Here is a 20,755-nt window from a genome sequence, read left to right as displayed (position 1 = left end):
TCAGATTGCACTCACTTTCTTCACTTCTCTGCTGCAAAAGCGATCGTATCCCTCTTTAAAAACTGTCCGGAGTATTGAATAATATGAATTACGAACAATTACAAAAGTTAACCCCCAAAGACTTTAAACGCTACTGTGGAGTACATCAAGAGACATTCAAAGAGATGGTAAAAATAGTCAAAGCGGAAAAAATACTTCAAAAAAAATCAGTCAGACCAAGTAAATTGTGCGGAGAAGATCAAATCTTAATGACATTATCCTATTTGCGAGAATATCCTACTTTTTTTCATCTGGGAATTAAATGAGGTATTAATGAATCAAATGCTTATCGAATTGTAATTAGGACTGAGAAAGCTTTAATAAATTCAGGTTTGTTTAATTTACATGCTAAAAAAAAATCAAAGTCAAAATGAGATATAAACTGTAGCGGTGGATGTGTCAGAGCATGAAATAGAGCGTCGCAAAAAAAAGCAAAAGAAATATTATAGTGGCAAGCAAAAATATCATAAAATAAAATCGCAAGTTTTAGCCAACACAAAAAGTACCGAAATAATATGTACAGCTTTTAGTAACGGGAAAACGCATGATTTTAGTTTGTTTAAAAAAAGCAAGATCGGGATGAATGAAGAACTTGAACTTTTAGGTGATAAAGGTTATCAAGGAATCAAAAAGATTCAGACTAATAGTAGAACACCGCTCCAAAAAAAAACTGAGTCAAGCCGAATAATTTTTAAATCGGCAACGGGGAAAATCCAGAATTATTATTGAAAATATACATCGAAGTTTAAATATATTTAGAATACTTTCATCAAGATATCGTCATCGAAGAAGACGCTTCGGATTAAGATTTAATTGGATCGCTGGTATTTATAATTATGAACTTTCTTTGAAGACAAATTAGCGCTCGCCTGAGACTTTCGCAAGAGGTCTAGTTATCCAAGTTTTCAGGCGTTAGCGAGAATCATATTTCTGAGTTTCGGCGGGGCAAGACTGGCATCTCTACGGAGGTGCTGTGGAAATTAATCGAGGCAATGGACGAGATTAAGCCGGGAGCCCGCGTTTACTTCTGTAATCGGCTGACGGGGGGAGAGGGATGTGGCAACAGCAGCCAGATGTCAGTGCCAAAGCAACTAGAGTCTTTGTTAGATATGCAGATATTGGTGGATGGACTCTCTGACGACAGTTTGGCCTTGCTACTGATGGTGGTGGTGGCGCGGATTAAGAAGGGTGTTTCCTCTCATGCGAAGGGTTTAGAGCTAATTGGCTAATAATTTTACCGCTAGGAAAGTGCAGGCAAGAAGTCCACAGCTATTGCCCCATTTCTGAAACCATTTCTGAACACGGATTAAGAGAGATTACGTTGATTTCATTGATTTTTTTATCGGCTCTAAAAATCTGTGAAATCCTTTGAAACATCAAAAATTAGAAAAGAGCGGACAGTCTCCCTTGAGACAACTTTAACAGCAGCTAAGTCTGACGGGTGACAACAAGAGTCAAAATCATAGATAAAATCAACGATATAGCCAAGAGACTCCTCTCTCCTGAATGGTAGCATCCCGTTTTACAAAATTTAAACATGGCTTCGATACCACATCGTCAGAATCAGTTGGCGTGCCATGAGTGATGCCATCTAAACAATATAAACCTATGCAAAAATCGCTAGGTCTTCTCCTTGCTATTGTATTTTTTGTTGTAAATATATAATGGTAGTTTCCAGAAGGAAGAGTGATTTCACCCTTTTCATGGATAAAATCTACACTGCTGTAATTTGCCTGTAAGTGCAGCAAATTCATTGAAATTGCCAACCCATATTTGATTACCTTTAAATTTGGCAATTGTCATTTCCAGAAATTAGATATCGGCAGAGCTGGGCTTGCGGTTTCAGATTCATTTTGGGAGATTTCGGAAAGCTTCTCTACTCCTCGAACACGATTTCCCAAGGTTTGACCAGCAGGCTATTTGATCGAGGAGCGATAGTGTCTGAAAACAACTTTATACCACCAGGGGCCGAAGCTAGCTGCTTCTGTTTATTGGCTTTCACCCACTCAACGAACTTGAAACCCGGTAGTCCGCCCGACTTGCGGTACTGGGCCCGGCGCCACCAAAACGTCGGAAAATTCACCTGTCGGTAATCTGTCGGCTTGAGGAATTTTAAAAAGTTTGAAATACGAGCTTTGCTTTTTTGGCATTTTCCTAAAAATTTAGCATACTAAATACGGAAGAACCATATAAAAGACTACACTACTAGCAATTTTTTTGATGAAATTATTAAAATAATCTGAACTTACAGAGGTACTAAAATGCGGGTATTAAAGCCTGTATTCATTTTATAATCAGGCTTACAGGCTTTTTTAGTACATCTGCGCGGGGTAATTTCAGTTTAAAGGTATGAGGGAATTACAAATTAGGAATTATATTAGCTCTCTACTTTGTACTAGCAATCCCTAACTTAGCTCCCTTAATTCCGCGTAATCGATCCATAACTGCCACAACATTCCCGTGATAGACGCTTTTATCCGCATTCAGGATAATTAAGGAGCTCTGATTTGACCCCATCACCTGCCGCACCGTACTCTCAATCTGGTCTAAGTTGACTGACTTTTTATCAACCATTAATTTTCCCTGAGCATCAATGGTGACGGTGATTTTAAAAGGTGCTTCCTGACTCTGAGAGGTTGATGCTTTCGGTAAATTTACTGGCAGACCCTCGGATTTGGATAAAGACAGAGAGGAAACAATTAAAAACGTCAATATGGCGAAGACCACATCAATCATTGGCACGATGTTAATCTGGGGAATATTATCAGGTTCATCGGGTAGGCGCATATTTAGATTCTCTTAGTAGTTGTTCGTAGCGGTGACGGTACAGTAACTCTAGCTGGCCTCCGGCTTCCTGAATAAAAGCTATCTGCTGTAAGTAAAACCCGCGAAACATATTGGCAAATAGGAGCGTAAAAATTGCCACCACTAACCCCAGTGCCGTAGAGATGAGGGCTTCGCTAATCCCAGCGGTAACTCCTGCGGCATTGGTGCCCCCGGCATCCCCCAGTTTGAGGGCACCAAAGGTAGCAATTAACCCCAAAACTGTTCCGAGCAACCCAAATAACGGGGAAACGCTGATAATGGTGTCAAATATTGTATTGAATCGCTTCAGGATGGGGATTTCTGCCTGAGCGCCACTCTCTAGGGCCAAACGAAATTCTTCGATGTTGGGCGAGTCTAATTCTAAAGCTTCTAAAAAAATCCGGGCTAGGGGCAAATCGCCGTTTACTTGTAACTTTTTGATCGCGGAATCGGGGTTTTGACTGTATACTTGTAGCACTTCCCGCACCACTCGCCGCTGCCGCCGATTTACCTTAAACCAAAACGCAAGACGCTCTACGATCAGCGCTACTGCTGCGATTGACGAGGCAAACAGCGGCCAAGCAACAATGCCTGCTGCCTTAAAAATGTAAATGAGATTATCCATTGGTTTTTACTATCGCTAGCTCTGTTGAATGATCGCAAGCTGCCTAATGGTGCAATTAGCCCGATCGAAGGCTGGTAGAGTTTCTGCGTCAAGTCGGTATAAGTGATTCAGACTGCAAATTGTTTCACTCAAGCGCGATCGCGATCGTACAAACGCACTACCTGTATGTGACTCTCTTCGTCTGTACCCAAAATGCTCCTACTGCGATCCCGACCGATTTTTCTCCCAGTGCTTGCTTGCTAAAGATTTGCGTTAGGACTTGACAATAATCTTCAATACTTTAAATGATTCTCAACTAGGTTTCCACAAAATTCAGTCTTTGTCAAGCCATCACCCACGATTTTTAATAAAAAATACTTATTGATAATCAGCTAAATATCATAAAGACTTATGAATTTATTCTCTAAAAAGCTTGAGAATGCTGAAATTTGTTGGTAAATTCGGGTGTGGAGTATTGCAGTTAAGGAATTTTGGAAGTTTGCCCTGTCAGAGTCCGAACATTGACAGCGCCCCTGGGAGCAACGCAGGCCCACCCAAAAGAAATGCTCAGTGGTGGCGTCTACTGGCTCTCTCAAAATTAAATAAATGAAAATTAATTGCAAGAGTCTTGAAAAGGATGACAGTCTTCTTATAGGATGGGTAGGTTCATTATTGATAGCAAGCTCAACCTGCAGTTGGTAGCTTGTTTCGGGTTATGTGGGGGAGCCAGCGAGGATGTTGCCAACCCATCAATAAAGGAGATCGATCGGGCATGAGTTTTTCAAATTTTTCGGCGACGCAAAGACAACAACAAGAAGAAGCTCTCAAAAAAGTGCTGGCGATCGGTCTGCTAGCCTCAACCTTACTGCACGGTGTCGCGCTGCCGCTGCTCCTCAAGTTGGTCAAACCTGCTGAATTTGCAGAAGATCCCATTGAAATTGTTGTGCTTGATGAGCCTAAAGTAGAGGAAACCAAGCCAGAGCTGGCTATTCCAGAAAAGGTATCTCCCCCGCCGGAGACGATCGAACCAGAACCGCTAGCAGAGCCCACTCCCCCAGAGGAGTCACCGATAGCGGCAACACCCCCACCGATTCCAGAGGAGTCACCGGTTGCGGCAACACCCCCACCGATTCCAGAGGAGTCACCAGTTGCGGTAACGCCACCACAGATTCCCAAGGAGTCACCGATAGCGGCAACGCCCCCGCCGATTCCAGAGGAGCCACCGGTTGCGGCAACGCCCCCGCCGATTCCAGAGGAGTCACAGGTTGCGGCAGCGCCACCACCAGAGATTAATAATAAAGAGCAGCCCTTAACGGAAACTTCGCCACCAACTCCTGTGGAGCCTTCCCCGATCGCACCTACACAAGATTTCAATTCCCCAGAAAATCCTAAAACCCCGATCGCCAACGAACCCCAAAACCCCTCGCCCGATCCAAAAATTGATAGCCCCAGCACAACGGCGAGCCAGGAATCCCTTCCCAGCGAACCACCCGTTACCGCCTCCCGCCCCAGGGGCGCTAGGAGTTCCGCAGACTTTACAAAAGATGCTGGAAACCCCAAGTCCTCCGACAGCCCTGAAAAAAATAACCCGCTCTCCCCATCTGCTTCGGCGGGTAGCGGTGAGCCTTCCTCAGATGCACCAAATTTTTCTTCCGGGCCCATACAGCGATCGCCCGGGGCTGGCTCGCCAGTCACAGCTACTAGGCCAGGAGGAGGCGGCAATTCTGGAAATGCGATCGGAGGTGTAGGAAACCTCGCCTCCTCTGGAAGCCCAGGAGGCGGAAGCCCTGGAGGAAGTGCGTCAAACTCACCATCCGGCGGCGCCACCGAAAATGGCGACATACCTTCCTCAGAGCCATTTGGGACTGGTTCGGGGCGATTGGGGGGCTCGTCTGCTGCTGGCTCACCAGTCACAGCTACTAGGCCAGGAGGCGGTGGCAATTCTAGAAATGGGAACGGAGGTGTAGGAAACCTCGCCTCCTCTGGAGGCCCAGGAGGCGGAAGCCCTGGAGGAAGTGGGTCGAACTCATCATCCGGTGGAGGTGGAAATGGCGGCGGGCTTTCGTCAGAGCCATTTGGCAGCGGTTCGGGAGCGGTGCCAAAACCGACAAATCCAGTCCGAAGGGTGAGTCCTTCGCGGGCTTCCGGCCCGGCTCCAGGCACTTGCATTAGCTGCGATAAACCTGACTATCCGAGCGCAGCCAGACAAGAAGGGCGGGAAGGCCGAGTGCAAGTCAAGTTTGACGTTGACCCCAACGGTAAGGCATTCAACATCGCAATCTTGATTTCTAGCAACTACGACGACTTCGATCGCGCAGCGATTAAAACAGTAGAAAAATGGAAATTCGCCTCATCAGAGAGTGGCATTCAAGGAAAAACAGCATCCATTACCTTCCGGCTCGATGATTAGGGAATTGCTGGAAACATCAGTAATTTGCCTGGGAATTCAGTACCAGGCACGCAAGTGCAAACTTAAAAATTTAATTTTTTGTGAATTATGAATTTGGGAATATCGTCAGAAAAATTAAGTAAACTTCAGCGACTTGGACTCGCTCTATTACTTGGTTCTAACTTGGGAATGGCTATGTTGTTTGCCAACCCTCACAGCGCAATGGCAGGAGTAATTACTTTACCCGATGGCGGACGTTGCGAGGGAGAATTGAGTGAGGGAAAACTCAGCGGCCCCGGCATCTGTCAATATGCCAACGGCGATCGCTACGAAGGCCAATTTCTCAACGGCCAACCTCACGGTCAAGGCATCTATACCTTTAAAGAAGAAGGTCGATACCAAGGAGAATTTGCCTTGGGTGAATTCAACGGTCAAGGTGTCCGCGAATTTCCTAACGGCAACCGCTACGAAGGCAGTTTTAAAAACGGTGAGTTCGATGGTACAGGTACTTTTACCTCAACTAACGGCATTCGTTACGAAGGCTCTTTTACCAATAGTTCTCCCAGCGGTCGAGGGGCTTTTACGTTTAGTGATGGCACTCGCTGCGAAGGAGATATTAAAGAAGGAAAAGTTAACGGCAAAGGCGTCTGTCAATATGCTAATAAAAACCGCTACGAAGGAGAGTTGCTGAATAACTTGCCTCACGGACAGGGAACCTATACCTTTGCTGAAGGAGGTCGTTATGAGGGGCAATTTAGTGAAGGGCAATTTCACGGCAAAGGGGTTCGCGAATATCCGAACGGCAACCGCTATGAAGGAGATTTTGTGAAGGGCAACCCTCAAGGTCAGGGATTGCTTACTTTTAAAGAAGGGGGACGTTATCAAGGGCCGTTCGACAGTGGAGACTTTAGTGGTGAAGGTGTCCGCGAGTTCGCCAATGGAAATAGCTATAAAGGCACTTTTGTCAAGGGTAAGATGAGCGGGAAAGGAGTTTACGTTTTTGCGAATGGCGATCGCTGCGAAGGCGAATTTCGCGAGGGTCAGTTCAGCGGCAAAGGTAGCTGCATTTACGCCAATGGCGATCGCTATCAAGGTGAATTCCTCAACGGTCAAAAACACGGTCAAGGTTCCTACATTTATACAGATGGAACTAAGCTAGAAGGAAATTGGCAACAGGGGCAGCTTCAAAAATAACCCTATAACCTATCTCGTCCTACTTGTTTCCCCCCCTCCTCACCAATGACATCATGTGCTTTATAGCCGGCATACTGGCGTTTTATAGCGCTTTTCAATTTGATGAGTGTAGGGGAGGGCTTTTAATTTCACCTCCGATTTACACTCTTTTTGCGAGTGCGGTCGATCGCACTGCACCCAGAAAATTCTGATTTCGAGTGCAGTGGGGAAACAAGATAATTAGATAACAGCAGGGGCTTTCATCGCCAAAATGCGATCGATCGCATCCTCAACAACCTTATCAGGCGTCGAAGCACCCGAAGTCACGCCCACCACAATTTTACCATCAGGCAACCAACCTTCAGCCACGACCAAATCTCCCCCCAAAGGCTTGTGTTCGATCCGATTTCCAGGTAAAATGCGCTCCGCACAATCAATGTGATAAGAAGGAATAGTTTTATCGATCGCAATCTCCTGCAAGTGCGTAGTATTAGAAGAATTAAAACCCCCAATTACCAGCATCAAATCCAACTTTTCCTCAACCAAACTCAACATAGCATCTTGCCGTTCCTGAGTCGCATCGCAGATAGTATTAAAACTCAGAAAATGCTCGTTCAAATTCTCCGGTCCAAACTTCCGCATCATCGTCTTTTCAAACAACTTGCCAATGTTCTCTGTCTCAGTTTTGAGCATAGTAGTTTGGTTAGCAATCCCTACACTTTCCAAATCCACATCTGGGTCAAAACCAGCAGAATAAGCCTTGCTAAACCTAGCAAGAAACTCAGCCCGATCGCCCCCGTGCAAGATATAATTGCTGACATATTCAGCTTCGTGCAAATTCAGCACAATCAAATACTTATCAGCAAAAGAACTCGTCGCCACAGTTTCTTCATGCTTGTACTGACCGTGAATAATCGAAGTATAATCCCTCTTCTTGTGCTTCTCAACAGTATTCCAAACCTTAGAAACCCAAGGACAAGTAGTATCAACAATCTTGCAGCCCTTATCGTTAAGCAACTGCATTTCTTGCACGCTCGCCCCAAAAGCCGGTAAAATTACCACATCGCCGCTATCGACAACCGAAAAATCTTTAAGTCCCTTTTCAACAGAAATAAAACCAACTTCCATATCCCGCAAATGCTGATTTACAGAAGGATTGTGAATAATCTCATTAGTAATCCAAATCTGTTGGGAGGGGAAATGCTGGCGAGTCTCGTAAGCAATAGCCACAGCGCGTTCCACCCCCCAGCAAAAGCCAAAAGCCTGAGCCAGCCGGATCGTGACTGCGCCGCGTTCCAGCCTGTAATTATTGTCGCGAATTTGCTGGATCAGACTGCTTTGATAAGCCGTATCCATCACAGTCGCTACTTCCGCTTCATGTCCGAAACCCTTGCGGTGGTAGTTTTCAGACTGTTGGAGCGATCGTTTAAAAGCTTTAGTATCCATGCGGTATCGAGTTGAAATCTAGGTGAATTACCTTTGATTTTAGAACCATTGGAGAATTCCTATCTCAAATTTGAAAACCCCGTCTGCAACAACGGCAAAACGGGGCTACACAAGTATTTTTGACTTTGACTGCAAATCCTAGCTTCAAACCTTCTTCAGCGCAAAATCCGGCAAAGAAACCCGGTTTCTTAGAAAAATTTGCTTGGGAGCTGATAAATCTACAAAAAAACCGGGTTTCACAGGCTTGAGTGCGTCAGCCTTATGATAGTTTCAAACCTTTTTCGGCGCAAAAGGAGAACCCGATTCAAGCGAAGTGAAACCGCCGGCAAAATCCTCACCGTAAGCTTCTTCCCCGTGCTGGCCGATATCCAAACCTTGGTCTTCAGCAGATGACGGCACTCGCAGTTCCATAAGCTGCCCCAGAATTTTCAGGATGACAAAAGTGCCGACAGCCGCAAACACGTAAGTAGCTAGAACGCCTACAAACTGGGTCACGATTAGCCCCGGATTCCCGGCAAACAGCCCGTCATTTCCGGCAGCGTTAACCGCTTTAGTCGCAAATACGCCAGTGAGAATCGCGCCTACAGTTCCGCCGACGCCGTGAACCGGGAACGTATCCAAAGAGTCGTCAAATCCCAGCTTAGCCCGCCAACTAACGGCAAAAAAGCAGCAAACCGAAGTGATCGATCCGATCAAAAGCGCTCCCACTGGAAGCACGAATCCAGCCGCAGGTGTGATGCCCACCAATCCCGCTAGGAAACCGCTAGCAATTCCCACTGCTGTCGGTTTGCCTTTGAGCACCCATTCTACAATTGTCCAAGTTAAACCGCCTGCTGCTGTTGAAATCATGGTGGTGACAAAAGCCACTGTTGCTAAAGAACCAGAGCCCAAAGCACTACCACCGTTGAAGCCAAACCAGCCGAACCACAGCAGCCCAATTCCCAGCAAGACGTAGGGTACGTTGTGGGGGGTGTGGGGCTTGTTCAAGTGGTCTTTGCGGGGCCCGATTACCCAAGCTGCGACAACGGCTGATACGCCGGAACTGATGTGTACGACTGTGCCGCCGGCAAAGTCTAAAGCTCCGATCGCCTGCAGCCAGCCTCTACCCCAAACCCAGTGGGCTAAAGGAGAGTAGATGAAGGTAGACCACAGCAGCACGAACCAGAAATAGGTTTTAAATGTTACCCGTTCGACGATCGCCCCGGAAATCAAGGCTGGAGTGATGATCGCGAACATCATCTGGTACACCATGAAGACTTGGTGGGGTATTGTCGGTGCGTAGCCGATCGGATCTGGTTTGTCGGCCGTGACGTTGTTCAAGAACATCCAGTCGAAGCCGCCGATAAAGGTTTCGATCCCTTTACCAAAGCCTTCGGACGCTGGAGTGGAAACGTCAAAGGCCAAGCTGTAACCCCACAGAGTCCAGGTGACGCCGATCAGTCCCATCATGACTAAGCTCATCATCATGGTGTTGAGGACGTTGCGCGATCGCACCAGTCCCCCGTAGAAAAACGCCAGCCCCGGTGTCATAAGCAATACCAGTGCTGAGGAAACCAACATCCACGCCGTATCGCCGGTGTCGATCGGATTCGGTGCAGCAACAGCAGCAGCAGCAGCAGGGGCAGTGTCTTGAGCTAAGGCATTGTCCATCAGCGGCCCGCTTAGCAGCCACAGGGCGATGATGCCGATCGTTAAACTTTTTTTGATCACGTTAGTTGTACCTTCTCATACTCAGCAATTTTCAGGGAAGACCGGGCCAATTTTAGATGCGAGAATTTTAGATGCAATAGTGCTTTGGTTTTAAGTCCCTGTTTTAGCGGAACAAATCTTCAATAGATAATTCCCCCATCCTCAACCCCCGACTTCGTATAGCCGGACTCATCTAAATTCGTCAACTATCAATCCAATGGTCTATGCCTTTTGGATTGCACCATTTGTACAAACAGGAATTCTGTATCACCCTATACTAAATAGCTCAGGATCGTATTTCTTAATCTATCGGTCGCTACTTGACATAGCCTTTGACAGCAGAGTATTTGGGGAGGGCGAGTTGAGGAGAGGGGGAAAGTTTTGAGTTGGGGAGGGTGGGAAAATATGACTTCATCCTTCATCCTTCTAACTAATGACTCATTAGTGATGACTCATTTTTCAACTGCATCTGACCGAACATTTGCAGGGCCGATCGCCAAACCAGATAACCTCGATCGTTAAGGTGCAAGCCGTCTGTGCTGAGTTCAGTTAGTAAATTGCCGTCAGCATCAGCAAACAGCGGGTGCAAATCCAGATACAAAACATTTTCAGAACTAGCAATTTCTTTCAGTCGCCGATTTATTTCCCGAATCCGACTGTTAGGAATAGCCAAAAGCCGATCGCGATTTTCCCAAGTAGCTTGTTCCCCGCTGTGCGGCAAAATCGACTGCACCACCACTTGTGCTTTGGGGTGAGCCCACCGCAAATCGCGGATAATCTGGCGCTGGTTGTCCACAATCCCTTCGTCGCTGGCCCCCCGCAACAAATCGTTAATCCCGATCATCACAAACACCGTATCCGGCACAGTTCGATCGAACAACTGCAACCGCTTCAGCAAACCCACGGAAGTCTCCCCCGAAATCCCTTGATTCAGCCAAATTCGATCGGGCGGTAACAGCTTCGTCGGAAACCACATACTCAGAGAATCCCCAGCCAAAACATTCAGTTTTGGGGGTCGATTCGCCGCCGCCGCCTCAGCTTCTCGGCCCAACTGCGTCACCCACTGCTGGTAAGTCCATTTGTGTCGCTGTCCCGGAACGGGCACGTCTAGCACTGCCTTTGCAGAGTTTGTCGCCGGGCGAATTTGTTCATCAGGGCTTTCTACCGTCACCGCAGCACTAGCCGGGGAACTTTCTGCCAAGTTGTGTCCCCGCAGCAGTTGAGCGACTGCGAGTATCAGTACCCCGTTCGTCAGCAGAGATAGCAAAGCCCAAACCGGAACAGTTTTCGATCGGCGCCCTTCCATCCCTAAGAGGGATTTATGATTTCTACTTCTGCTAACTCCTCCAAACTTCTCCATAAACTCAAGCGATTTGCAGGCACCACACTGAATAATTGGCACTTATTGCTACATCAAATTTTGCCGCTCAATTAAAGCCTCAATTCTTGTAATAATCAAGCACTGTGCTGTCTTGGGCAAGGGCGGCGATGCAGAACTTTGCTTTTTGGCACTACTGTACCATAATTCGCATCGAAGATTTGAGGGCGATCGCCAAAACAAGGCACATATCGCAATCTAGGAGGCAGAAACCAGGTTTTTTAAAGTAATTTGGCGATCGTAGCAGCAATTTGAGAACTTTGAAAAAGCCCTAGATTCGCGTACAAATCGCCAATCTAGGGCCCGAAAGCTGCTGCCGGTCGATCGAGCGCGCGGTCTAAAGTTGAGTAGTCCTCCCCCCAGAACCGCCGCCGTAGCCGCCCTCAATTCTGTTGTCCAAGCTAGTTTCCTTCACAAACCCGGTGTAAGCTTCCATCCCGTGTTCGCCGATATCCAAACCTTCAGCCTCCTCTAAAGCAGAAACGCGGATACCCAGCAAAGCTTTAAGTGCCATCCAAAAAATCGTAGTCAGCAGCACGGTCATCCCGCCCACAGAGATAATGCCGACCAACTGCGCCCAGAGTTGACCGAAACCTCCGCCCAAAAGCAATCCGGCTGCCGGGCCTGCGGTATAAAGTCCAGTTGTAGGCCCGTCAGCAAATAAGCCAACTGCCAGAGTTCCCCATATGCCGCAGACTAAGTGAACTGAAGTTGCGCCTACAGGGTCGTCAATTTTTAAGTTGTCAAAGAAAGTTACGGCGAAAACTACCAGAATGCCGGCGATCGTGCCGATAATGGCAGAGTTGGGAACGTTGATCCAAGCACAGCTAGCTGTTACCCCGACTAAGCCGGCGAGGATGCCGTTGATAATCATCGAAAGGTCTGGTTTGCCAAGGTACAGCCAAGCAGTAATTGTTGCAGCAACTCCCCCGAAGGCACCCGCAGTGTTGGTGGTGATCGCAATGTGGGCGATCGCATTTGGATCGACTGCCATTGTCGAACCGGGATTGAACCCGAACCAACCCAACCACAGAATCAAACAGCCCAGGGTGGCAATGCTCATATTGTGACCCGGCATCGCCACAGTATCGCCGTCGCGGTACTTGCCGTTCCGCGGCCCCAAAAATGCCGCTCCCATCAAAGCAGCCCAACCGCCTACCGAGTGAACCACTGTCGAACCTGCAAAATCCCAGAAGCCGGCTTTTGCCAGCCAGCCGCCGCCCCATATCCAGTGTCCGGTAATCGGGTAAGCAATTCCTACTAGCAGCAAGCTGAAAATTAAGAATTCAAGGAATTTAATTCGCTCTGCAACGGCTCCAGAAACGATCGTGGCAGCAGTTCCCGCAAAAACTAATTGGAAAAAGAATTTAGCGTTGAGGGGGACTCCCGTCCAGTTAAGCGAGTCGAAAATGCCTTGATAAGCCTCTCCTGTGGCGGGGCTGTTGTCCGCTACATTCCACAGGAAATATCCGCCGCTGCTGCCGATAAAACCGTTGCCGTCGCTGAACATTAAGGCAAAGCCGATCGCCCAAAATGCGATCGTTGACAGCGCAAAAACAATCAAGTTTTTGGACAGCACGTTAACCGCATTTTTCTGGCGGCAGAAACCGGTTTCCAACATACCGAAACCGGCGTTCATAAAGAACACTAGCATCCCAGCCACCATGACCCACATGGTATCCATGCCCACCTTAAGGCTGGCTAATTGTTCCTCGGTGGTTGGTGTGGCAGGGGTTTGGGCTACCGCGGCATATCCCCACACCAAGACGATGATTGCAGCTAAAGGTATGCAGGCTTGCCAACTTGGACTGAGGCGGGCGATCGTCCTTTGTAATTTCTTCAACCTGTTAACTTTGGTCAAAAAGTTAGCTGCTGGCAAATTTAAAGACTCCCGCCTGACTTGTTTCGACTTTTTCTTTCCGACAGTCATTTTAATCACTTTCACCCTCTTTACGGCTAGTAAGCTCAGCAATATTCGGAAAACTTTCCAATTTTACTACAAAGTTTAGAGATTATTTGTTCAGATTGAGATAGTTTTGATAGCCTAGCTCTTCTAGCTGAGTTTGTTTTTTCATTACTGATTCGGACAAAGTTTTGCGGTACTGCAGGACCCGCTCTAGCAATTCTGGCTGATGAGCTGCTAGTATCTGAACTGCCAGCAAGCCAGCATTCTTAGCGTTGCCGATCGCCACTGTTGCTACGGGTATCCCGGCTGGCATTTGCACGATCGAGTACAGCGAATCTATGCCTTGCAGGTGGCGGCTCGGTACCGGCACCCCAATTACTGGCAAGGGCGTTAAAGATGCTACCATACCCGGAAGGTGTGCCGCTCCCCCGGCACCTGCGATAATTACTTTCAAGCCCCGTTGGTGCGCGGTTTGGGCGTATTCCACCATGCGCGAGGGGGTGCGGTGGGCCGAGACGATCGCCACGGAGCAAGGTACGTTGAATTCTTCGCAAACTGCGATCGCATCTTTCATGGTTGGCAAATCCGAATCGCTACCCATGATAATTCCAACTGTCGGTTGATTCATGCAATTTTAAGATTTCAGACTTCAGATAGATGCTAATTGTAAATTATTGTATTCCCTCAAATTTATAAATTTTCCTCTAAATAGTGATGAATAAAGCCACAACCCCAACTGCCGCCCCCATAGATATTCTGAATGCTCGCCTCCCGGGCTGCAAGGATTTGCAGATGCTTGCTGTTGACGAAACGGGCATCATTCAAGAAGTTTGCCCGATGGACGCGGTATTTAAACGGATTTCTGCTCCCGATTTGCAAGTGCTTGATGCAGCAGGCGATTGGCTTTCTCTGGGCGGTGTTGATTTGCAGATTAACGGGGCCCTCGGTTGGGCTTTCCCCGATTTAGAAAGCAAGCATATTGAAGTTTTACCGAAAATTTGTCAGTTTTTATGGTATCAGGGAGTCGATGCTTTTTTGCCGACTTTGGTGACAACTTCGCTGGATAAATTTAGGCGATCGCTCTCGACTATAGCTAATTATATCCGCACTGCAAAAACCGCTGCTCCGGCAAGCAATAAAACCAAAACAGCGGAAATTCTCGGCGTTCACCTCGAAGGCCCTTTTCTCAACCCCCAGAAGCGAGGAGCTCACCCAGTTGAGTTTCTACTACCGCTAACTATAGAAAATGTCAAGCAAGTTTTAGGAGATTGTGCCGATATTGTCAAAATAATTACTTTAGCGCCGGAGTTAGACAGCACGGGCGAAGTCATTTCCTATTTGCAAAGTTTGGGAATTGCCGTCAGTCTCGGACACTCCCAAGCGACGGAAGAGCAAGCGCAGCAAGCCTTTGCCCGGGGAGCTTCAATGGTAACTCACGCTTTTAATGCGATGCCCAGTTTGCACCACCGAGAACCGGGTTTGTTAGGAGCGGCGATCGTTTATTCGGGCGTAAAATGCGGTTTAATTGCTGACGGGAAGCACGTTTCTCCGACAATGATTGATTTTTTGCTGCGCGCTGGTAGGTATGAAAAAGGCGTTTTTTTAGTGAGCGATGCTTTGGCTCCTTTGGGTTTGCCTGACGGTGTTTATCCTTGGGATTCCCGACAAATTGAAGTCAGAAAAGGTACGGCTTGGGTAAGATTAGATTACCACTCGCCCCTGGAATCTGCTACTTTGGCGGGTACAACTCTGCCGCTGTTGGCGGGTGTGCAGAATTTGGTGAAGTGGGGGATTTGCGATGTCGAAAGTGCGATCGCCCTGGCGACTGATTCTCCCAGAAAGGCGATCGCACTTTCGGGAATTATCGGCAATTCGGCAAGTCAATTGTTGCGCTGGAATTTGGATGAGCAGACAAAGGAATTAACTTGGCATCGGTTGTTTTAAGTGTTGTCAGATCCTGTTAGGTTAATTTGTTCTTCCTTATTCGTTCTGCTATGCTAAACGCTGGTGACAGCAATTCGGTGTTCTCGGCAAGTTCGATCGTAAATATGATTTAATTCCACAGCCAAGCAAATCTCGCCCCGCAACCACAGCGGTAAAACAGGGAGCTCGCAGCCGACAGCCAGTTTTTCCTGCCAAATATCGAGGCATTGGTTGCCGTGAAGCTCGATCGGTCGATAAGCTGTAGCATAGAGGTCAGCGTCGAAGGGCGAAGCGCTTCCTCCCGCCAAACGGACTAACAATTCATTGTGAAGATTTGCCTTCCTTCCTGTCACAACATCAACTATTACCAACCCAATTCCCTGCCGCAAATACGTCTCGCACTTAGAAACAAAAGCACCGCGATGAGTAGAACGATCTTTGTTGGCAGGACTTACTAATTCAATTGCACCGGCTAATACCGGGCCAGATTCAGTGTTAAAAATACTGACTTGCACGGTTTCCGCCGCAGTTAGAAAAGGCACGGTTTGGGCTGGCGGTGGCAACCAATTGTTTGGGAAATCTATTGGCAAACGAATTACTGTCTCTGGGTTCTCAAACTCCGGTAACGATTCCTCTTCTTCTGCTACATCAATTTCAATCCCAAACTGCACGTTGGGTTCGGCAAAGTAACCTTCGGGTAATTTGGTATTCAAATCTGATGCAATATAGCAATCCTAAATGAGTCGTAAATTTTTTACCCCACCCCAGCCCTCCCCTTAGTAAGGGGAGGGAGTAAGAAAGTCACAAATGATTTAGGATCGCTATATAAGTCGCCCAGGCATTGTGAAAGGCGTGCCAGTGACGGCGCACCGACAGCGGCGGGCGGAAATGGTCTTGTAGTAAGTAGTTGGACAGAATTAATTACACAAAATAGAATCTGAAATTCTCTTTCTGTGAGCCTTGCAAAATTATATCTGTGTAAATATTTATGTCCATGTACTTACCATATTTTTAAAAGTTAGGATTTATTGAAATTATCGATCGCACGGGCGATCGGCTGCAACTCGGTTTTTATGGAATTAGTTTCTAAATGCGGGATTGTTCGAGTTGCGATCGCCCGTATCAATAAATCTAACTCAATTTAATTGAGTCATATCAATTCCGGCGCAGCCGGAATGATAAGCGAGGACACGGCAGTGCCGTTTCCCTACAATTAATCTGGCCTAGGGAAACGGCAATGCCGTGTCCTGATTTCGGGTAATATTAATTCCGATGCAACCGGAATTGATATCAATCGATTTTAGATTTTAGATTTTAGATTAAAGAATTGAAAATTGAAGAACTGACCCCACTGATAAATCCGGGGGCCTCGGACTAAATTACTTTCGGTCAACAATAACTGTCGCTGTGGCTTTATAATATTTAACCGTTGGCAATAACTCAGCAGCAGGCAGAAAGATGAATTTGGTAGATGACAAGACTATAGTTAGACAGTATTTTAACTCCACGGGATTCGATCGCTGGCAGCGAATATACGGCGACGGCAAAGTCAATAAAGTGCAGCTAGACATCCGCACCGGGCACCAGAAAACGGTGGATACAGTGCTCGGCTGGCTGCAAGCTGACGGCAATTTGCGCGGGCTTTCTGTCTGCGATGCCGGCTGCGGTGTGGGATCTCTGAGCATTCCTCTGGCTGAGGCTGGGGCAATTGTTTGTGCGAGCGATATCTCTGAAAAGATGGTAGCAGAAGCCTACGATCGAGCTACAGCCGTTCCCGGCAAGCTCTACAACATCTCCTTCGCCGCCCAAGATTTGGAAGCTTTAACGGGCAAATTTCACACGGTGATTTGTTTGGACGTGCTGATCCACTATCCTCAAGATAAGGCTGCGGAAATGATCGCTCACCTAAGTTCGATCGCCCAATCGCGACTAATTCTCAGTTTTGCCCCCAAAACTTTAGCACTCACCGCCCTCAAAAAATTTGGCGAACTTTTCCCCGGCCCGAGCAAAACTACCCGCGCTTACCAGCACCGCGAAGCAGATATTATCAAAATCCTAGAAAGCAACGGCTTTGTTGTTAACAGAACAGCCATGAATAGCACTAGCTTTTACTATTCTCGCTTGCTGGAAGCCGTTCGGAAATAGGGTAAAAATATCTGCCCATTCTGAGGCCAGTTTATATAATTTGTCGGCGGGGTGGGGGCGGGTTTATACAATTTGTTGATGCGTGTCAAAAATTTAGGTGAATCCGCCCTAACTACATCTAAGCTGATTCTTGGTGACCCGGATCGCGGCGGAGTTTTTCTATAAACTCTGGATAATTTTCCATATCTTCTAAAGATTTTGCGGGTGGATGCGTTACCCGGTTCCCTTCAGCATTGATTTTATCAATATAGGCATAGAATGCCTCATTATCATCTCGATGAGCGAGTACATAAGTGCGTAACTCTTTCTTGCTCATTTCATTGAAGTTGGGTTTCATATTTACTCAATCCATTCTCCGTCGGGTTTAATTTCCATTTCGATTTCTTCACCAACCAAGATGAACACATTTCCTGTGCGCTCATCTATACGGACTAAGTTAACACTCCGATACAATTTTGTTGCCCAGCAACAAAGAACGAAGGTTTGCCATATCTGTGCTGTTGTGGGAATATCTTGCACTCCTGAAATTCACCACTTTTCATTTTACACTTTCTTTGCTAAAATAGCCATTGAGACAAGCTTCAACTTTTATCACCAGTTTAGGCGTTTTCATTTGATTAAATATTTTAATAGCTTGCTGCCAGTGATTCTGAGCTATTTCTAATTCTCCCAAATCCCGGTAAGTCAGCCCGATGTAATAATTGCTAATCCCTAATTCGTACTTAGCACCAATTTTCGTATAAAATTCAATGGCTTGGTTTTGATATTTAAAAGAAGCTGAAAAATCATTACTTTCCCGAAAAACATCGCCCAAAATGTACCAGGCACGGGCGATGTCTGATGTAAAGTTGCAATTTTGGGCGATCGCCACAACTTGCCCTAAAGTTTGCTTAGCTTGTTCGTACTCGCCAATATGTTTTTGAGCCAAACCAGCCATATTCAAATCCCAGCAAGCTTGCCAAGGCGGAACGCTTTCTAAAGGTTGTTGCAAGTGTCTTGTAGTTTCTTTCAATGCTGCCTTTGCCTCACTCGCTTGTCCTAAATATGAATGCAAAAGAGCAACTTCGCAATAGCAACTATTTAGCCTAGATTGAATTGCAGGAGATACTGGAGATAAAGCTAGATTAAGTTTGGCTTCATAAATAGCTAATCCTAACTCGTATTCACCAGCAGCAATATAGCACAAACCCATATCACTGTATGAATTAAATTCTGTCCATTTATCGCCTTCACGCTTAGCAGCAAATTGAGCTTGGCGGTGATATTCTAAAGCTACCTCAAAGCCATCCGCTAGCAAATAGGCGTGACAGTCACCGATGCAGCGATACAGACTTGCCTCCCGGCTAGGCGAAACTCGATTTAACAGTTTTTCTGCTAATTCTAGAGTTTGGCTGATGTATCCCCAAGATAAAAAATATAGAAACAATTCTTCTGGTAAAATAGGTATGGCAGGGCGGCACAATACATCCCAGGCTGAATCATAATCTTCAATTTCTCGGAAATGATAATAAGCTTCTAAAACTTGCAAACCTAACTGAGGCGATTGAATGTGTTCTACACTGGTAAACCAATGTTGGGCGATCGCCCTTTGAGTTTGTTCCCATTCGCTGCTCTTTTGCAACTGATTCAAACCCGCCGCCCGAATTGCTGGGTGCATTCGGTATTTGCCCCGATGTAATTGTAGCAAGGAATAGTCGCACAACTGCCGCGTTACTTTCAATTGTTCTGCTGGCGTTACATCCCACAGCAAAGCCTTGATACAAGTATCTGGCAACCATTCAATTTCTTGATACCGACAAGCTCCCAAACGGCATAGCAAGCGGTAAGCTTGCTGAGAATGAGCGTTGAGGCGATTTAATTGATTGTCGATAAGAAATGAAAATGGATCTAGCTGCTGTAATTCCTGGCGGTTTTGTTGCCAAGCTTCGGCAATATCTCCATCATAATTATTTTGAATATAGTTGTAAAGAATCTCCATTGCGTAAGCATTGCCATTATAAAGTGCGTGCATTTCTTGCACAGCTTGTAAATCTTCTGAAGTTTGGGGATATTCAAAATATTGTTGCCATGCTTCTAGGCTCAAGCCTTGTAAAATGTGAGTTTGAACGCCTCTGACGTTTGGTTCATTTAATCTTTCTCTACTGGTGATCAGGGTGACTCCTCTGATGTTTGGATCGCTGAGTACCCGCAGCAATTCTACATAATTGCGGTATTCAGGTAAAAACATACCGTTGCGTAAGGCAGACTCTAAGTTATCTATAAAAATTGCGACTTTGAATTGACGCAGTTTCTTTTCTAGCAAGCTTAAACTCAGGCTAAAATCTCTGGGTGCATCTTCTTGAAAATCTAGTTGCAGCCAAGTCTGCACAAATGAATCGGCACTCCGCAAGTCTTCTGGAGTGTAGGCAATTTTCATATCTAAGATTTTTTCAAATTGGCAACTAGCTAAATATTGATGGACTAAGGTGGTTTTGCCGATGCCGCCTTCTCCTACTATTATCAAAATTTTAAAGTTTTCTGATGTCCATTTTTGGAGTTTAGTAATATCTGAAGTTCGTTCTACCCAGCGATAATTTAATGGTTGTGGTTCTCCAGGTGGCGCTGGGATTAGTTCGGGCATGAATTGAAAAAATAATGACTGCAAATCTGACCATTTACCACGTTTATTATCGTCGCTGATTCTAAAGGTTTCATAAGCTTTACTCAGATGTTGCCGGACAGTAGTTGCTGATTTGATATCGAGGAATTTGGTAATTTGTTGGTCAGTTTTTCCGAGTAATTTTTGCTGTAAAACTTGTCGGCATTTGTTGCCTAAATTATTGTAAATTGTGATAAATTCTGTTTGATTCATCGGTGGTTTTCCTATAGAAGTGCGATCGCGCGGCTATCTAGGGGGTGCGATCGCCTGGGATGTTTCAAAAAATGCGATTTCCTAAGTGCGATCGCGTAGGGCCGCAAAATGTCAGAGGTTGGTGACTGCTGCCTGTGACTGCACAATTGTGAGTTTTGAATGTTTATTGATTTTACACTGAGTTGCGGGTTAAAAAGTTATTCAATAATTTAATTTTTGCAAACATCCTTTTGGAGGTAAGAAGTATGGAGTTTCTGGCGGATGGGAATTGTGCGGATGCAACGCTGCTAATTGTTGTGCGATGCTGTGCGTCATCGTCTGCGACACTGGGAGCGATCGTGTAAATGATTGTTACAAAAGCTGGAAGTATGCGTAAAAACATAGGGCTATTTCCGAAATCTATGTAG

The 20,755-nt window shown here is 46.3% G+C and carries 20 protein-coding genes; 7 read left to right on the top strand and 13 right to left on the bottom strand.

Annotated elements, in window-relative coordinates:
* Positions 1-83 precede the first annotated feature (83 nt).
* The 3 genes from QUA02_RS03405 to QUA02_RS03395 all read left to right on the top strand — a co-directional run bounded on the left by QUA02_RS03405 (position 84) and on the right by QUA02_RS03395 (position 1,268).
* Positions 84-305, top strand: a complete 222-nt coding sequence (locus QUA02_RS03405) for a transposase family protein (protein ID WP_333025306.1) — start codon at positions 84-86, stop codon at positions 303-305.
* A gap of 130 nt (positions 306-435) precedes the next feature.
* Complete coding sequence (locus QUA02_RS03400) at positions 436-768, top strand: transposase family protein (RefSeq protein ID WP_333025304.1); 333 nt, start codon at positions 436-438, stop codon at positions 766-768.
* A 263-nt stretch (positions 769-1,031) separates the two neighbouring features.
* Positions 1,032-1,268 (top strand): hypothetical protein, encoded by a 237-nt coding sequence (locus QUA02_RS03395; protein WP_333025303.1) that lies wholly within the window; start codon positions 1,032-1,034, stop codon positions 1,266-1,268.
* A 243-nt stretch (positions 1,269-1,511) separates the two neighbouring features.
* On the opposite strand, the gene QUA02_RS03390 is transcribed toward QUA02_RS03395, so the two are convergent.
* From QUA02_RS03390 to QUA02_RS03375, 4 genes are all read right to left on the bottom strand, one after another.
* Positions 1,512-1,835, bottom strand: a complete 324-nt coding sequence (locus QUA02_RS03390) for a hypothetical protein (RefSeq protein ID WP_333025301.1) — start codon at positions 1,833-1,835, stop codon at positions 1,512-1,514.
* Between the two features lie 210 nt (positions 1,836-2,045).
* Positions 2,046-2,189 (bottom strand): hypothetical protein, encoded by a 144-nt coding sequence (locus QUA02_RS03385; protein WP_333025299.1) that lies wholly within the window; start codon positions 2,187-2,189, stop codon positions 2,046-2,048.
* A 235-nt stretch (positions 2,190-2,424) separates the two neighbouring features.
* Complete coding sequence (locus QUA02_RS03380) at positions 2,425-2,826, bottom strand: ExbD/TolR family protein (protein WP_333025298.1); 402 nt, start codon at positions 2,824-2,826, stop codon at positions 2,425-2,427.
* Complete coding sequence (locus QUA02_RS03375) at positions 2,810-3,469, bottom strand: MotA/TolQ/ExbB proton channel family protein (protein WP_333025297.1); 660 nt, start codon at positions 3,467-3,469, stop codon at positions 2,810-2,812. The genes QUA02_RS03380 and QUA02_RS03375 overlap by 17 nt, the downstream gene beginning before the upstream one ends.
* A 751-nt stretch (positions 3,470-4,220) precedes the next feature.
* Here QUA02_RS03375 and QUA02_RS03370 point away from each other — a divergent pair.
* Both QUA02_RS03370 and QUA02_RS03365 read left to right on the top strand, forming a co-directional pair.
* A complete protein-coding gene (locus QUA02_RS03370) occupies positions 4,221-5,858 on the top strand; it encodes an energy transducer TonB (protein WP_333025295.1) in 1,638 nt (545 codons plus the stop codon).
* Positions 5,859-5,945: 87 nt separating this feature from the next.
* Positions 5,946-7,031 (top strand): MORN repeat-containing protein, encoded by a 1,086-nt coding sequence (locus tag QUA02_RS03365; RefSeq protein ID WP_333025294.1) that lies wholly within the window; start codon positions 5,946-5,948, stop codon positions 7,029-7,031.
* 219 nt (positions 7,032-7,250) lie between these two features.
* Here the strand turns inward: QUA02_RS03365 and QUA02_RS03360 are convergent, their stop codons facing one another.
* The 5 genes from QUA02_RS03360 to purE all read right to left on the bottom strand — a co-directional run bounded on the left by QUA02_RS03360 (position 7,251) and on the right by purE (position 14,057).
* Complete coding sequence (locus QUA02_RS03360; RefSeq protein ID WP_333025293.1) at positions 7,251-8,456, bottom strand: 4-hydroxy-3-methylbut-2-enyl diphosphate reductase; 1,206 nt, start codon at positions 8,454-8,456, stop codon at positions 7,251-7,253.
* Positions 8,457-8,726: 270 nt separating this feature from the next.
* On the bottom strand, positions 8,727-10,106 hold the full coding sequence (locus QUA02_RS03355) for an ammonium transporter (RefSeq protein ID WP_445305122.1): 1,380 nt from the start codon (positions 10,104-10,106) through the stop codon (positions 8,727-8,729).
* A 469-nt stretch (positions 10,107-10,575) separates the two neighbouring features.
* A complete protein-coding gene (locus QUA02_RS03350; protein ID WP_445305116.1) occupies positions 10,576-11,505 on the bottom strand; it encodes an SGNH/GDSL hydrolase family protein in 930 nt (309 codons plus the stop codon).
* 355 nt (positions 11,506-11,860) lie between these two features.
* Entirely contained in the window at positions 11,861-13,453 is a 1,593-nt protein-coding gene (locus tag QUA02_RS03345) for an ammonium transporter (RefSeq protein ID WP_333025289.1), read from the bottom strand.
* Between the two features lie 82 nt (positions 13,454-13,535).
* Positions 13,536-14,057, bottom strand: coding sequence for a 5-(carboxyamino)imidazole ribonucleotide mutase (purE, locus tag QUA02_RS03340; RefSeq protein WP_333025288.1), 522 nt, complete (start codon positions 14,055-14,057; stop codon positions 13,536-13,538).
* An 86-nt stretch (positions 14,058-14,143) separates the two neighbouring features.
* Here purE and nagA point away from each other — a divergent pair, with 86 nt between their 5' ends.
* A complete protein-coding gene (gene nagA / locus QUA02_RS03335) occupies positions 14,144-15,373 on the top strand; it encodes an N-acetylglucosamine-6-phosphate deacetylase (RefSeq protein WP_333025287.1) in 1,230 nt (409 codons plus the stop codon).
* 53 nt (positions 15,374-15,426) lie between these two features.
* Here nagA and QUA02_RS03330 read toward each other — a convergent pair whose 3' ends face one another.
* Positions 15,427-16,065, bottom strand: a complete 639-nt coding sequence (locus QUA02_RS03330) for a hypothetical protein (protein ID WP_333025285.1) — start codon at positions 16,063-16,065, stop codon at positions 15,427-15,429.
* A gap of 745 nt (positions 16,066-16,810) precedes the next feature.
* Here QUA02_RS03330 and bchM point away from each other — a divergent pair.
* Entirely contained in the window at positions 16,811-17,497 is a 687-nt protein-coding gene (gene bchM / locus QUA02_RS03325; protein WP_333025283.1) for a magnesium protoporphyrin IX methyltransferase, read from the top strand.
* 118 nt (positions 17,498-17,615) lie between these two features.
* On the opposite strand, the gene QUA02_RS03320 is transcribed toward bchM, so the two are convergent.
* Genes QUA02_RS03320 through QUA02_RS03315 form a run of 3 tightly spaced genes read right to left on the bottom strand, consistent with a single transcriptional unit; the run spans position 17,616 to position 20,348 of the window.
* Complete coding sequence (locus tag QUA02_RS03320) at positions 17,616-17,834, bottom strand: DUF6887 family protein (protein WP_333025282.1); 219 nt, start codon at positions 17,832-17,834, stop codon at positions 17,616-17,618.
* Positions 17,835-17,836: 2 nt separating this feature from the next.
* The gene (locus QUA02_RS33540; protein ID WP_333112348.1) at positions 17,837-18,016 is read right to left on the bottom strand and encodes a DUF6888 family protein; all 180 of its coding nucleotides are present in this window, start codon (positions 18,014-18,016) and stop codon (positions 17,837-17,839) included.
* Positions 18,017-18,035: 19 nt separating this feature from the next.
* On the bottom strand, positions 18,036-20,348 hold the full coding sequence (locus QUA02_RS03315) for a tetratricopeptide repeat protein (protein ID WP_333025281.1): 2,313 nt from the start codon (positions 20,346-20,348) through the stop codon (positions 18,036-18,038).
* Positions 20,349-20,755: the final 407 nt, after the last annotated feature.

The sequence above is a fragment of the Microcoleus pseudofavosus SVA1_A4 genome, from assembly GCF_036700565.1.
In the GTDB taxonomy this organism is placed as follows: Bacteria; Cyanobacteriota; Cyanobacteriia; order Cyanobacteriales; family Microcoleaceae; genus Microcoleus.
The sequence above is the reverse complement of the archived record's forward strand: the minus strand, read 5'-3'. Positions and strand labels throughout refer to the sequence as shown.